Annotated in this window: 15 protein-coding genes; 10 read left to right on the top strand and 5 right to left on the bottom strand. The window is 71.4% G+C overall.

Translation table 11 applies throughout. The features are described from left to right. Window positions 1-70 precede the first annotated feature (70 nt). Both AB0J88_RS06140 and AB0J88_RS06135 read left to right on the top strand, forming a co-directional pair. Window positions 71-940, top strand: a complete 870-nt coding sequence (locus AB0J88_RS06140) for a PAC2 family protein (RefSeq protein WP_364356588.1) — start codon at window positions 71-73, stop codon at window positions 938-940. Window positions 941-1011: 71 nt separating this feature from the next. Further along, window positions 1012-1806, top strand: a complete 795-nt coding sequence (locus tag AB0J88_RS06135) for a GntR family transcriptional regulator (protein ID WP_364356591.1) — start codon at window positions 1012-1014, stop codon at window positions 1804-1806. An 11-nt stretch (window positions 1807-1817) separates the two neighbouring features. On the opposite strand, the gene AB0J88_RS06130 is transcribed toward AB0J88_RS06135, so the two are convergent. Then, window positions 1818-2504 (bottom strand): SDR family NAD(P)-dependent oxidoreductase, encoded by a 687-nt coding sequence (locus tag AB0J88_RS06130; RefSeq protein ID WP_364356594.1) that lies wholly within the window; start codon window positions 2502-2504, stop codon window positions 1818-1820. 108 nt (window positions 2505-2612) lie between these two features. On the opposite strand from AB0J88_RS06130, the gene AB0J88_RS06125 reads away from it, so the two are divergent. Next, window positions 2613-3221, top strand: a complete 609-nt coding sequence (locus AB0J88_RS06125) for a TetR/AcrR family transcriptional regulator (RefSeq protein ID WP_364356597.1) — start codon at window positions 2613-2615, stop codon at window positions 3219-3221. Between the two features lie 16 nt (window positions 3222-3237). On the opposite strand, the gene AB0J88_RS06120 is transcribed toward AB0J88_RS06125, so the two are convergent. Beyond that, complete coding sequence (locus AB0J88_RS06120) at window positions 3238-3816, bottom strand: dihydrofolate reductase family protein (protein WP_364356600.1); 579 nt, start codon at window positions 3814-3816, stop codon at window positions 3238-3240. Between the two features lie 91 nt (window positions 3817-3907). Continuing rightward, window positions 3908-4279, bottom strand: a complete 372-nt coding sequence (locus tag AB0J88_RS06115; RefSeq protein ID WP_364356603.1) for a cupin domain-containing protein — start codon at window positions 4277-4279, stop codon at window positions 3908-3910. Window positions 4280-4340: 61 nt separating this feature from the next. Between AB0J88_RS06115 and AB0J88_RS06110 the strand changes: the two genes are divergently transcribed. Beyond that, a complete protein-coding gene (locus AB0J88_RS06110) occupies window positions 4341-4802 on the top strand; it encodes a MarR family transcriptional regulator (RefSeq protein WP_364356606.1) in 462 nt (153 codons plus the stop codon). Between the two features lie 450 nt (window positions 4803-5252). Here the strand turns inward: AB0J88_RS06110 and AB0J88_RS06105 are convergent, their stop codons facing one another. After that, window positions 5253-6224 (bottom strand): aldo/keto reductase, encoded by a 972-nt coding sequence (locus AB0J88_RS06105; protein ID WP_364356609.1) that lies wholly within the window; start codon window positions 6222-6224, stop codon window positions 5253-5255. 165 nt (window positions 6225-6389) lie between these two features. Here AB0J88_RS06105 and AB0J88_RS06100 point away from each other — a divergent pair, with 165 nt between their 5' ends. From AB0J88_RS06100 to AB0J88_RS06080, 5 genes are all read left to right on the top strand, one after another. Then, a complete protein-coding gene (locus AB0J88_RS06100) occupies window positions 6390-7442 on the top strand; it encodes an LLM class F420-dependent oxidoreductase (protein ID WP_364356612.1) in 1053 nt (350 codons plus the stop codon). After that, window positions 7439-8272 (top strand): undecaprenyl-diphosphate phosphatase, encoded by an 834-nt coding sequence (locus tag AB0J88_RS06095; protein ID WP_364356615.1) that lies wholly within the window; start codon window positions 7439-7441, stop codon window positions 8270-8272. The genes AB0J88_RS06100 and AB0J88_RS06095 overlap by 4 nt, the downstream gene beginning before the upstream one ends. 10 nt (window positions 8273-8282) lie before the next feature. After that, window positions 8283-8984, top strand: a complete 702-nt coding sequence (locus tag AB0J88_RS06090) for a histidine phosphatase family protein (protein WP_364356618.1) — start codon at window positions 8283-8285, stop codon at window positions 8982-8984. Between the two features lie 90 nt (window positions 8985-9074). Then, entirely contained in the window at window positions 9075-9668 is a 594-nt protein-coding gene (locus AB0J88_RS06085; RefSeq protein WP_364356621.1) for a DUF3090 domain-containing protein, read from the top strand. 13 nt (window positions 9669-9681) lie between these two features. Next, complete coding sequence (locus AB0J88_RS06080; RefSeq protein WP_364356624.1) at window positions 9682-10494, top strand: SCO1664 family protein; 813 nt, start codon at window positions 9682-9684, stop codon at window positions 10492-10494. A gap of 77 nt (window positions 10495-10571) precedes the next feature. Here the strand turns inward: AB0J88_RS06080 and mshC are convergent, their stop codons facing one another. Beyond that, entirely contained in the window at window positions 10572-11831 is a 1260-nt protein-coding gene (gene mshC, locus AB0J88_RS06075) for a cysteine--1-D-myo-inosityl 2-amino-2-deoxy-alpha-D-glucopyranoside ligase (RefSeq protein WP_364356627.1), read from the bottom strand. Window positions 11832-11912: 81 nt separating this feature from the next. Between mshC and AB0J88_RS06070 the strand changes: the two genes are divergently transcribed. Beyond that, window positions 11913-12386, top strand: a complete 474-nt coding sequence (locus AB0J88_RS06070; RefSeq protein ID WP_364356630.1) for a GNAT family N-acetyltransferase — start codon at window positions 11913-11915, stop codon at window positions 12384-12386. The last annotated feature ends 32 nt before the right edge of the window (window positions 12387-12418 follow it).

Genomic DNA, 12418 nt, shown 5'->3' with positions numbered 1-12418 from the left:
CGTAGGCTGGCGAGGTGAACGTACGGACCAGCAAGGCGACCGGGACGACACGGTGGACGGAGGGCGTGGCATGACCGAGTTCGATGGCCTGCCCGAGTTGCGCTCCCCGGTCGCGATCGCGGCGTTCGAGGGATGGAACGACGCCGCCGACGCCTCGACGGCCGCGATCGAGCACCTGGAGCAGGTGTGGGGCGCCCGCGAGGTCGCGGCGCTCGATCCCGAGGACTTCTACGACTTCCAGGTCAGCCGGCCGACCATCACCATGGCCGACGGCGAGACCCGGCGCATCGAGTGGCCGACCACCCGGTTCATGGTGGCCAGCCCCGAGGGCACCGACCGCGACGTCGTGCTGATCCGCGGCATCGAGCCCAGCATGCGCTGGCGCACGTTCTGCGAGCAGGTGCTGGAGCTCTGCCACAGCCTGGAGATCAACCGGGTGGTGCTGCTCGGCGCCCTGCTCGCCGACGTCCCGTTCACCCGTCCGCTGCCGATCAGCGGCAGCGCCTCCGACAAGGACGCGGCGGACCGCTACCAGCTCACCCCGACGCGGTACGACGGCCCGACCGGCATCGTCGGCGTGCTGCACGACGCGTGCCAGAAGGCCGAGGTCGACGCGCTGTCGTTCTGGGTGCACGTGCCGCACTACGCCAACAACCCGCCGTGCCCCAAGGCCACCCTGGCCCTGCTCCACCGGGTCGAAGAGGTGCTCGACCTGCCGGTGCCGATGGCCGACCTGGCAGAGGAGTCGGCCGAGTGGGAGCAGCGGGTCAAGGCGGCCGCCGAGCAGGACGCGGAGCTCGGCGAGTACGTCCGTGAGCTGGAGGAACGCGCAGGCGACGCCGGCATCCAGTCGGTCAGCGGCGACGAGATCGCCCAGGAGTTCGAGAAGTACCTCCGCCGCCGCGGCGGCTCGGCCGGGCCGACAGCCGGCTCCTGGTAGACGGCGTGTCGGGCGCGACCGAGCGCCGCCGGGGTGCATCCTAGGAGGGTCGCCCGGCGGGAGGTCGCGTCATGCAGAGCAACCCGGGTGCGGCCGAGGTGCCGCACCGCCAGATAGCCGAGCAGATCAAGGCCCAGATCCGCCGAGGTGACTGGGCGGCCGGCGAGCGCCTGCCGTCGATCCCGGCGCTGGCCGAGACGTTCGGGGTGGCCAAGCAGACCCTCCAGCGCAGCATCGACCAGCTCCGGGTCGAGGGCGTCCTGATCACCAAACCCGGCTCGGGTACGTACGTCCGCGGCACCAAACGCCGCCTCAACCGGCTGTCCCGGGGCCGGTACGGCGGCCACCGGGGCTACCACGCGGACCTGGCGGCCCGGTACCGGCAGCACCTCACCGAGGTCGGCCGCGCACCGGCACCGCCGGAGGTCGCGGACGCGTTCGGCGTGCCGGACCACACTCCCCTGGTGGTGCGCCGGCACCTGGTGCGCACCGACGACGTACCCGTGGAGATCGGCGCGGCCTGGTTCCGGGTCGAGGACGCCTCGGGCACGAGCCTGGAGCGGTTCGAGGGCTTCGGCCGGCCGCTGTATCAGGAGGCCGAGGAGGCGATCGGCCGCCGCTACGCGACCGCGTCCGACGTGATCACCGCCCGCCAGCCGGACCGCGACGAGGCGGAGATCCTGCAGATCCGCGGCGACACGCCGGTGCTGCACCTGCTGCACGTGGCCTACGACGACAAGCACCGGGCGATCGAGGTCAGCCAGGCGACCTGGCCGGGCCCGATGACCACGCTGACGGAGAACTACAAGATCCCGGGCCCGACGGAGGACCTGCCGGACGACGAGCCCGGGATGGCGCTGGGCTGAGCCAGCCGGGCCTACCAGGCCAGCACTCCGAGCTCGTCGGAGAAGGTCCCGGTCGGGCCGTCCGCACCGAGGGTGGCCAGGCGCACGACGGTCCGGGCGCTCTCCACCACCGGCCTTCCGATGCCGTACGCGGCGGTCATGTCGGTGGCGGTGGTGCCGGGCTCGATCGCATTGAACTTGATGCCCGGCTCAGATTTCGCGTATTGGACGGTGAGCATGGTGGCTGCCGACTTGGACGCCGCGTAGAGCGCGAGCGGCATGCCGAACTCCGGCCGCTCGGGGTTGGTGACCGCCCAGAACGATCCCATGCTGCTCGAAACGGTCACCACCGTGGGATTCGCGGACTTCCGGAGCAGAGGCAACGCCGCCTCGGTGACGCGGACGATTCCCACCGCATTGGTGTCGAACGCCCGCAGGGCCGCGGGTCCGTCGACGACTCCGTCCGCGAGGACGCCCGCGTTGTGCACCAGGACGTCGAGCCGGCCCTCGGCCGCGTCGACGGCGGCCAGCGCGTCGCCCACCGACGCGTCGTCGGTCACGTCGAGCCGCACGAACCGTGCACCCAACGCCGCCGCGGCCCGCTGACCTCGCTCGACGTCGCGGGCGCCGATGTAGACGGTGTGGCCCAGCTCGACGAGCTGCCTGGCGGTCTCGAAACCGATGCCCTTGTTCGCGCCGGTGATCAACGTGATCGTCATGCGTTCGCTCCCTGTTTTGTACCGCTCGGTAGATGGAACGGTAGCAAGTTTTGTACCGAGCGGTCGGTGAGCTGGAACACTATTTGTACCGAGCGGTAGGCTGGGTCCATGAGCACCAAGACGCCCACCACCGGACGCCCCCGGGCCTTCGACGAGGAATCGGTCCTCGACCGAGCCACGGAGGTCTTCTGGCGGCACGGCTACGAGGGCGCGTCACTGAGCACCCTCACGGGCGCGATGGGAATCAACCGGCCGAGCCTGTACGCCACCTTCGGCAGCAAGGAGGAGCTGTTCCAGCGTTCGTTCGCCCGCTACCACGAGAACCAGGTGGCCAAGGCGCGCGCCGCGCTCGACCAGCCCACGGCGTACGCGGCCGTCGAAGCGTTCCTGCGCTCCAGCGCCGACGGCCTCACGGCTGACGATCACCCGGCGGGTTGCCTCTCCATCCAGGGAGGCCTGGCCTGCTCGCCCGAGAACGCCCGGATCTCCGAGTTCCTCGCCGCCGGCCGGGCCGCGACCGAGTCCGCCCTCCAGGAGCGGCTGTCCCGAGCGGCCGCGGAAGGCGATCTCCCGGACGGCATGGATGCCCGGGCTTTGGCGCGATTCGTGATGGCGCTCAGCGAGGGCCACGCGGTTCACGCGGCGGCCGGCGCCAGCCGCGAAGAGCTCCAGGCCTCCGTCGACATCGCCCTGCGGACGCTCGCCCCCAGCCCATGAAGGCAGGGGCCGCCCGTCACCGGAGCGTCGGCCGGTAGACCAGCTCCTGGGTGCGCCCGTCCAGCGTCCGGCTTTCGAGGAGCTCCAGGTCGAAGTCGGCCGCCCCACGCAGGATCGGGCTGGTGCCGGTGCGGCCGGAGATGACCGGGAAGATCGTCACCTGGATGCGGTCGACCAGGCCGGCGGCCAGCAGCGCCCAGTTCAGCGACAGGCTGGCCTGCGACCGGATCGGCACGTCGGACTCCTCCTTGAGCCGCCTGACGATGTCGACGGCGTCGCCGCTGACGATGGTCGCGTCGGGCCAGCCGAGGGTGTCCCGCAACGTCGAGGAGATCACCGTCGCGGGCATCCGCAACGTCCGCTGGTTCCACTCGTCGAGGGTGTGGGGGTCGAGGCCCGAGAGCATGATCTCCGCGTTCTCCCGGAAGGTGGTGGCCCCGAAGACCATGCGCTGCTCGGTGTCGAACAGGGCGGCCCGGTGCGCGAGCAGTTCCGGGCCCTGCTTGCTCCAGTAGCCACCCCAGTCGCCGGGCTCCGCGTACGAGCCGTACCCGTCGAGGGTGGAGAAGACGTCCCAGGTGTAGACGGCGGTCATGTCAGTTCCCTTCGGTTCCGGCGGGCGGCTGCCCCCACATCCTGTCCACGAACAGCCGCCGTCAGATCCGACACCCCGGGCCGGATCGGGCCTAGGCGGTCCAGGGCGGTTGGACGCGCTTGCCGCCAGCCGTCGCCATGCTGCCGGCCGCGCTCGTGACGATCGCCGTCAGGCCGCCCTCGGCGTCGGCGGTGACCTGGCGTTCGACGTCCGCCGCCAGGACCAGGGTGTCCCCCTCGTCGAGCCGGACGTCGGTGCCGTCGAGCCGGACCGACGCTCCGCCGGACAGGACCGTCCAGATCTGCTCCGTGTCGATCGTGTGCACCGGACCGGCGCTGCCCGCCGCCATCTCCACCCGCCACACCGGCCGGCTCGCGCCGCCCACCGTCGGCGAGGCCAGGGTGGTCGTCACCCCGGCGGGTGTCTCGTGGCGCCGGGTCTCGGTGGACCTGATGACAGTCATGGCATTCCCCTTCTAGGATGGTCAACGTGGTTGTCCAAAACGTAAACCTGGTTGTCTAACCGTGTCAAGCGACGGGTTCCTGCTGCCACTGCGGCTCTTCGTGGGGTTCCGGCAGCTCATCGACGGCGTGCACGCCGAGCTCGCCCGCGAGGGGCATCCCGAGCTCAGACCTCTGCACGGGTTCGTGTTCCAGGCCATCGGCCTCGACGGCACCACGGCGGTCGAGCTCGGCAGAAGGCTCGGCGTCTCCAAGCAGGCCGCCGGCAAGACGCTCGACGGCCTGGAACGCCTCGGCTACGTCGCGCGGACCACCGACCCGCAGGACGCCCGGCGGAAGCTGGTCACGCTCACCGACCGCGGCGTCCAGGTGCTCGTCCGGTCGGCACAGATCTTCGACGAGCTACGCGCGGAGTGGGCGGCCCGGATCGGCCCCGACCGCCTCGACGAGCTGGAGAAGGACCTGGTCACGGTGACCGGTGCCGAGCCCTTCCGGCTGGACGTGCCGGGCTGGTTCGGCGGCTAGGACTCGCCCCAGACAAGTAAGTCCTGGCTAACGCTGGTGGGAATGGTCAGGGGTGTCGGTGGTCCGGTTGTGACGACAGATCAACATAAGTCTGGCCTGGCTGTGCGTGTAGGTCGGAGCCTGGCTGGGACCGCGATGGTCGGTTGGTCGTTGTCGGGCTGCGGCGGGGTGTGTCGTGACCCGAGGTGGTCGTTGGCGGCGCGGGCCATGATCGGGTGTGGCTCGTCTGGTCTCAGAGGGACCTGGGTCGTGATCGGGTGTGGCTGGTCTGGTCCCGGGACGGCGTGTCGACCAGATCTGGCGCACCCGATCAATGTTTCAACCCTGGATCTCCCAGACAGCTCACACACGATCACGGTCCAGCGCTTACGGGCCCACACGGCCACGGCCAGGGCCCACAGCCCACGGGCCACGGCGCCCTTCAACGCGGGGCCGTTAGGCCTTACTCGTCTAGGCGTCGCGTTCCGGGTAGCCGATGGCGATCGCGGAGACGTCGTCCAGGGCCGTCTCGATCTCGGCCGGCAGGGTCATCTCCTCGACCTTCAGGGCGCCGAGGAGCTGGCCGACCGTGCGCGCGCCCAGCACCGGCGCCACCACGCCCGGGCGGTCGCGGACCCAGGCCAGCGCGACCTCCAGCGGCGACACGCCAAGGCCGCTCGCCGCCGTGGCCACCGCCTCGACGATCGAGGACGAGCGCGAATCCAGATAAGAGGAGACGAAAGGCCCGAAATGGGGCGAGGCGGCGCGGGAGTCGGCCGGGCGGCCGTGGCGGTATTTGCCGGTCAGGACGCCCCGGCCGAGCGGTGACCAGGCCAGCACGCCCAGGCCCAGGGACTCGCAGGCCGGCAGCACCTCGCGCTCGATGCCGCGTTCCAGCAGCGAATACTCCACCTGCGTGGCGACCACCGGCGTCCGTCCGGGCACCGCCTGCTGCCACGCCGCGGCCCGTGCGGTCTGCCAGCCCGAGAAGTTCGAGACGCCCGCGTAGCGCACCCGGCCGCTGGTCACGGCGTAGTCCAGGGCCGCCAGGGTCTCCTCCAGCGGCGTCGTCTCGTCGTACCCGTGCACCTGCCACAGGTCGACGTACGACGTGCCGAGGCGGCGCAGGGAGGCGTCCAGCGAGCGCAGCAGGTGGCCGCGCGAGCCGTCGCGCCGCCGGCCGCTGCCCGGCCGCAGGCCCGATTTCGTGGCGATCAGCAGGTCGTCGCGTGGGATCAGGGCGTCCAGCAGCGAGCCGATCACGGCTTCGGCCTCGCCGTCTCCGTACACGTCGGCGGTGTCGACGAGATTGCCACCCGCGTCGACGAAGCCCTTGAGCTGGGCCGCCGCGTCGTCGGTGTCGGTGTCGGCACCCCAGGTCATGGTGCCGAGCGCGAGCCGGGAGACCGCGAGCCCGCTACGGCCTAGCGGTCGCTCCTGCATGGGTGCACCTTATGCCGCGCGCGGCACGCCGGATAGCCGGCCGGTCGGTGCATCATGCACGTCAGGTCCGCTCCGCGTGTTGGGGATGGCCGTCGACAAACGCGACAGAACGATTTCGTAGTCTGATCCCGCGTCGCCGGCCGGGCGGCATTGGGGAGGGGCACGGTGAAACTGGGACTCAACCTCGGCTACCAGACCGCGTGGAGCTCGCCGGCGACAGACCTGGTGATGGCTCAGGAGGCCGAGCGCCTCGGCTACACGGTGGTCTGGGCGGCGGAGGCCTACGGCAGCGACTCCCCGTCGACGCTCGCCTGGCTGGCCGGGCAGACCTCGACCATCGACCTGGGCGCCGCGGTCATGCAGATCCCGGCCCGCACCCCGGCCTCGACCGCGATGACCGCGACCACGATCGACAACCTCTCCGGCGGCCGGTTCCGCCTCGGCCTGGGCGTCTCCGGCCCGCAGGTCTCCGAGGGCTGGCACGGTGTGCGGTTCGGCAAGCCGCTCGCCCGTACCCGCGAATATGTCGACATCGTCAAGCTGGCGGTCGGCCGCAAGCCGGTCGAGTACGCCGGCGAGCACTACACGCTCCCGCTCCCCGACGGCCCGGGCAAGACGCTGCGGCTCGGCTTCCACCCGCCGCGCGACCACATCCCGATCTACCTGGCCGCCGTCGGCCCGAAGAACCTGGAGCTGGCGGGCGAGATCGCCGACGGCTGGCTCGCGGTGTTCTACTCCCCCGAGTTCGCGTCGGAGCAGCACGAGAGCTGGCACGCCGGCCGGGCCACCGCCGGGAAGACCCCCGCGGGCTTCGACGTGGTGCCGAGCGTGCCTGTCGTGGTCGGCGACGACGTCGCGTCGGCGGCCGAGCTGATCCGGTGGTACGCCGCCCTCTACGTCGGCGGGATGGGCAGCCGCAAGCAGAACTTCTACAACGATCTCGCGATCCGGATGGGGTACGCGGACGCGGCGAAGACGGTGCAGGACCTCTACCTCGACAAGCGAGCGCGGGACGCGGCGGCCGCCGTGCCCCTGGAGTTCATCGACCGCACCTCGCTGCTCGGTCCCAAGGAACGGATCGCTGACCGGATGAAGGCGTACGCCGCGTCGGGAGTCACCACGCTGTCGGTGAGTCCGTTCGTCGCCGACGCCGAGTCCGGTGTACAGACATTGCGTACGGTTGCCGAGGCTTTGGACATGGCGGGGGTCGGGGAATGACGTGGACCGAGGCGATCGTGCTCGGGATCGTGCAGGGGCTCACGGAGTTCCTGCCGATCAGCTCCTCCGGGCACATGCGGATCACCTCGGCGATCTTCTTCGGTCAGGACGCCGGCGCCTCGTTCACCGCCGTCACGCAGCTCGGCACCGAGGCCGCCGTGCTGCTCTACTTCGCCAAGGACATCTGGCGAATAAGCAAGACCTGGGTGATCGGCCTCTGGGACAAGTCGGCGCGTAAAGAGTTCGACTACAAGATGGCGTGGTACGTCATCATCGGCTCCATCCCGATCGGCATCATCGGCTTCGCGTTCAAGGACCAGATCCGCACCGCGGCCCGCAACCTGTGGCTGGTCTCGATCGTCCTGATCGTCTTCTCGTTCGTGCTCGCCTTCGCGGAATACTTCGGCCGCCAGGCCCGCAACCTCGAGCGCTTCAAGATGCCGGACGCGGTCACGATGGGCTTCGCCCAGGCGCTGGCGCTGATCCCCGGCGTCTCGCGCTCCGGCGGCACCGCCAGCGCCGGCCTGTTCCTCGGCCTGACCCGCGAGGCGGCCCTACGCTTCTCGTTCCTGCTGGCCATCCCGGCGGTGGTGATGTCCGGGGTGTTCAGCCTCCCGGACGTCTTCGACAAGTCCGGCGAGGGCTTGGTCCCGTCCGGCGCCCAGATGATCGTCGCCACGGTCATCGCGTTCGGGCTCGGCTACGCCTCGATCGCTTGGCTGCTCAAGTACGTGTCTGCCCACACGTTCTACCCCTTCGTGCTCTACCGGGTCGCGGTCGGCGGCATCGTGCTGGCTCTGCTCATGAACGGCACGATCTCCGCCACGTAGGCTTTGGCCCGTGGCGACCCTCCTCCTTCTGCGGCACGGCCGCACGACGGCCAACGCGGACGGCGGCCTGGCCGGCCGGCAGCCGGTCGAGCTCGACGAGACCGGCAAGGCCCAGGCGGTGGCGGTGGGCCAGCGGCTGCGCGCGCTGCCGCTGGCCGAGGTGGTCAGCAGCCCGCTGATCCGCTGCCGGCAGACCCTGGAGCTGGCCCTGCCGTCCGCCGCGCCGAGCATCGAGGACGGCCTGATCGAGTGCGGCTACGGCGAGTGGGAGGGCCAGCCGCTCAAGAAGCTGGCCAAGGATCCGCTGTGGCCGGTCGTCCAGCTGCACCCGTCGGCGGCGGTGTTCCCCGGCGGTGAGGCGATGGCCGCGATGTCGGCCCGCGCGGTCGGCGCGGTCCGCCACTGGGACCGGTCGGTGACCGCCGCCCACGGCCCCGAGGCGCTCTGGCTGGCCTGCACCCACGGCGACATCATCAAGGCGATCGTGGCCGACGCGCTCGGGCTGCACCTCGACCAGTTCCAGAGGATCGTGGCCGACCCGGCGTCGGTCACCGTGATCCGTTACACACCCACCCGCCCGTTCCTGATGCGCCTCAACGACACCGGTGGGGATCTGGCCGGCCTGGTGCCGCCCAAGCGCCGCCGGCGACCCCGGAAGACCGCCGCCACCTCGTCCGACGCGGTCGTCGGCGGCGGCGCGGGCACGACCTGAAATTCGCTCTGGGCGAACGCCCCTGATCCGCTCCCCACATTCGAGGCAGTGCGCTACGCGTGCGTACGCGTGGGCGGATAGGGTCTTGTTATGACCCACCAGGTGCACGCGTTCGAGCCGCCCGAGCGGTTCGTGGCTGGAACCGTGGGACCGCCCGGCGAGCGCAGCTTCTTCCTGCAGGCGCGCGGTGGCGGTCGCGTGGTCAGCGTCGCGCTGGAGAAGGTCCAGGTCTCGCTGCTGGCCGAGAAGCTCGAGGAGCTGCTCACCGAGGCGGCCCGCCGGTTCGGCGTCGACCTGGAGCTGCCACCCGAGGAGCCCGCCGCGGCCGGCTCCGACAACGAGCCGCTGGAGAGCCCGGTCGACGAGGAGTTCCGGGTCGGCACGCTCGGCCTGGCCTTCGACGTCGACACGGCGACCGTGGTGATCGAGGCGATCGCCGCCGGCGAGGGCGAGCTCGAGGCGGTCGACGACGCCGAGGCCGAGACGGTCGAAGACGACGAGGACGACGAGCCCGACGACGACCTCGACCGGCTCCGGGTGCGGTTGACACCGGCCGCCACCCGCGAGTTCATCAGCCGCGCCAAGCGCGTGGTCGCCGCCGGCCGCCCACCCTGCCCGCTCTGCGGCCAACCGCTCGACCCCCGCGGACACCTCTGCCCGCGCCACAATGGCTATCACCGGTGACGGTGCCGCGCCGGTGTCATCCGCGTCCCGGCTCTCCGAGCACGACGCGCTGACGCTGCTGCGCTCGGGCGAGCTCGAGCTCGAGGGGCGGCTGGTCGACGCCTCCAACACGACGCTGCGGGCGTTCGTGTCGCTCGACGGGGTCACCGCGCGCTGCGTCTACAAGCCGATCAGCGGGGAGCGTCCGCTGTGGGACTTCCCTGACGGCACGCTTGCCGGCCGGGAGGTCAGTGCCTATCTCGTGTCCGCGGCCAGCGGCTGGGACCTGGTGCCGCCCACCCTGCTGCGCGAGGACGGCCCGCTGGGGCCGGGCATGTGCCAGCTCTGGATCGACGAGCCGGAGAACGCCCAGCCGCTGGTCGGCTTCGTGCCGGCCACCGCGCTGCCGACCGGATGGAAGCGGATCGCGTCGGCTCAGGACGAGGACGGGAACCCCTACTCGCTGGCCCACGCCGACGACGCCCGGCTGGCCCGGCTCGCGGTCCTGGACATCGTGATCAACAATGCCGACCGCAAGGGCGGGCACGTGCTGGTCGGCCCCGACGACCGCGTCTACGGCGTCGACCACGGCGTGACCTTCAACGTCGAGCCCAAGCTGCGCACGGTCCTGTGGGGCTGGACGGGCGCGGTGCTGCCGGACGACGCGGTCGACGTGCTGGGCCGGCTGACCAGCGACCTGCGCAACTCTCTGGGTGGTGCGCTCCGCGAGCACCTGACCGGGGCCGAGGTGGCCCGGGTCCGGGGCCGGGTGCGCCGGCTGCTGGAGAACGCCAGCTTTCCGGAGCCGGGCACCGACTGGCCGTCGGTGCCCTGGCCCCCGATGTAGGCAGCGCCGGACCGCAGCACGCGGCCTGGATGCGGCGCCGGACCAGGGCGCATGGCGTGGGAGCGCCGCGCGGCCCGTCAGATCGCCGTCTGCTCCAGGGTGATGCCCAGCAGGGCGTCCACTGTGTGTGCCATGAGCTTCGGGGCGTCCGGGTCGTCGCCGGCGCCCGCCAGCGTCGCGTCTGCCCAGGCGTCCACCAGGGCCAGCGCACCCGGGGTGTCGAGGTCGTTGGCGACGCGGCTGCGTACCCCGGCCAACAGGTCGGCGCCCGACGGACCCGCGGTGGCCGACGCGGCCGCGCGCCAGCGGGCCAGCCGCTCCTGCGCGGTCTTGAGCAGGTCGTCGTTCCAGGTGCGGTCGCCGCGGTAGTGGTCGGCGATCAGCGCCAGCCGCAGCGCCATCGGGTCGACGTGGTCGGCACGCAGGCGGGAGACGAAGACCAGGTTGCCCCGGGACTTCGACATCTTCTCGCCGTCGAGGCCGATCATGCCGGCGTGTACGTAGTGCGAGGCGAACGGCGCCTGCCCGGTGAGCTTCTCGGCGTGCGCGGCGGAGCACTCGTGGTGCGGGAAGAGCAGGTCGTTGCCGCCGCCCTGGACGTCGATCGTGTCGCCGAGCAGGCCGAGCGCGATCACGGCGCACTCGATGTGCCAGCCGGGTCGGCCGGGGCCGAGCGGGCCGCCGGGCCAGGCCGGCTCGCCGTCGCGGGCGCCACGCCAGAGCAGGGGGTCGAGCGGGTCACGCTTGCCCGGGCGCTCGGGGTCGCCGCCGCGCTCGGCGGCCAGCACCAGCATCTCGTCGCGGCTCAGGTTCGACTCGTAGCCGAAGTTCGGCGTCGTGGAGATGTCGAAGTAGACGTCGCCGGTGCCGTCCTCGAGCACGTACGCGGCGCCGTCGGACAGCAGCCGGACCACCCGGTCCGCGATGGTCGGGATCGACTCGACGGCACCCACGTAGTGCGCCGGCGGGATCATCCGGAGGGCTTCCATGTCCTCGCGGAACAGGGCGGTCTCGCGCATGGCCAGGACGACCCAGTCCTCGCCGTCGCGCTCGGCCCGCTCGAGGAGCGGATCGTCGATGTCCGTCACGTTCTGGACATAGCGGACAGGAATGCCGGCATCGAGCCAGGCCCGCTGCACCAGGTCGAAGGTGATCATGGTGGCGGCGTGGCCGAGGTGCGTGGCGTCGTACGGGGTAATCCCGCAGACGTACATCGTCGCCCCGGTCTCCCGGTCCGGGCTCGTCTGGTGAGCGCTCTGCACTGCCGAGTCGAACAACACGAGAGGCTGGCCGGTGCCCGGCAGCCGCGGCACGTCGTGCCCGGTCCAAGACTGCATTCCGCCAGCCTAACCAGCGGGGTCGGAGACCTCGCGGCGGCCGGGGCAGACATGATCAAGCTCCCGTGGCATGGTGACCGCGTGACGGAAGTGACGTTACGCGCCGTATCGCGCGACGACCTGGACGCGCTCTACGCGCAGACCCGCGATCCGGAGTCCGTCCGGATGGCGGCGTTCACTCCCCTGGACCCGTCCGACCGGGCGGCGTTCGACGCCCGCATGGAACGCCAACTCCGGGAGCCGACGATCGTGTCGCGGGCGGTGACCCTCGACGGGGTCCTGGTCGGGAGCATCGGGAGCTGGGTCGCCGACGGCGAGCGCGAGCTCACCTACTGGATCGACCGCGCGTTCTGGGGCCAGGGCGTGGCGAGCCGGGCGCTGGAGGCGTTCCTGCGGGAGCTGCCGGACCGGCCGATCAATGCCCGGGCGGCCAGCGACAACATCGGCTCGCTCACGGTGCTGCGGCGGGCCGGCTTCCAGGTGGTCGGCACCGAGATCGCCTGGGCCAACGCCCGGCAGGCCGAGATCGAGGAGACGATCCTGCGCCTGGAGTGACGGGTGGGTCCGGCCCCGGAACAGGCTGTTAG

It is taken from the genome of Asanoa sp. NPDC049475 (genome assembly GCF_040676915.1).
Taxonomy (GTDB): Bacteria; Actinomycetota; Actinomycetes; order Mycobacteriales; family Micromonosporaceae; genus Asanoa.
The sequence above is the reverse complement of the archived record's forward strand: the minus strand, read 5'-3'. Positions and strand labels throughout refer to the sequence as shown.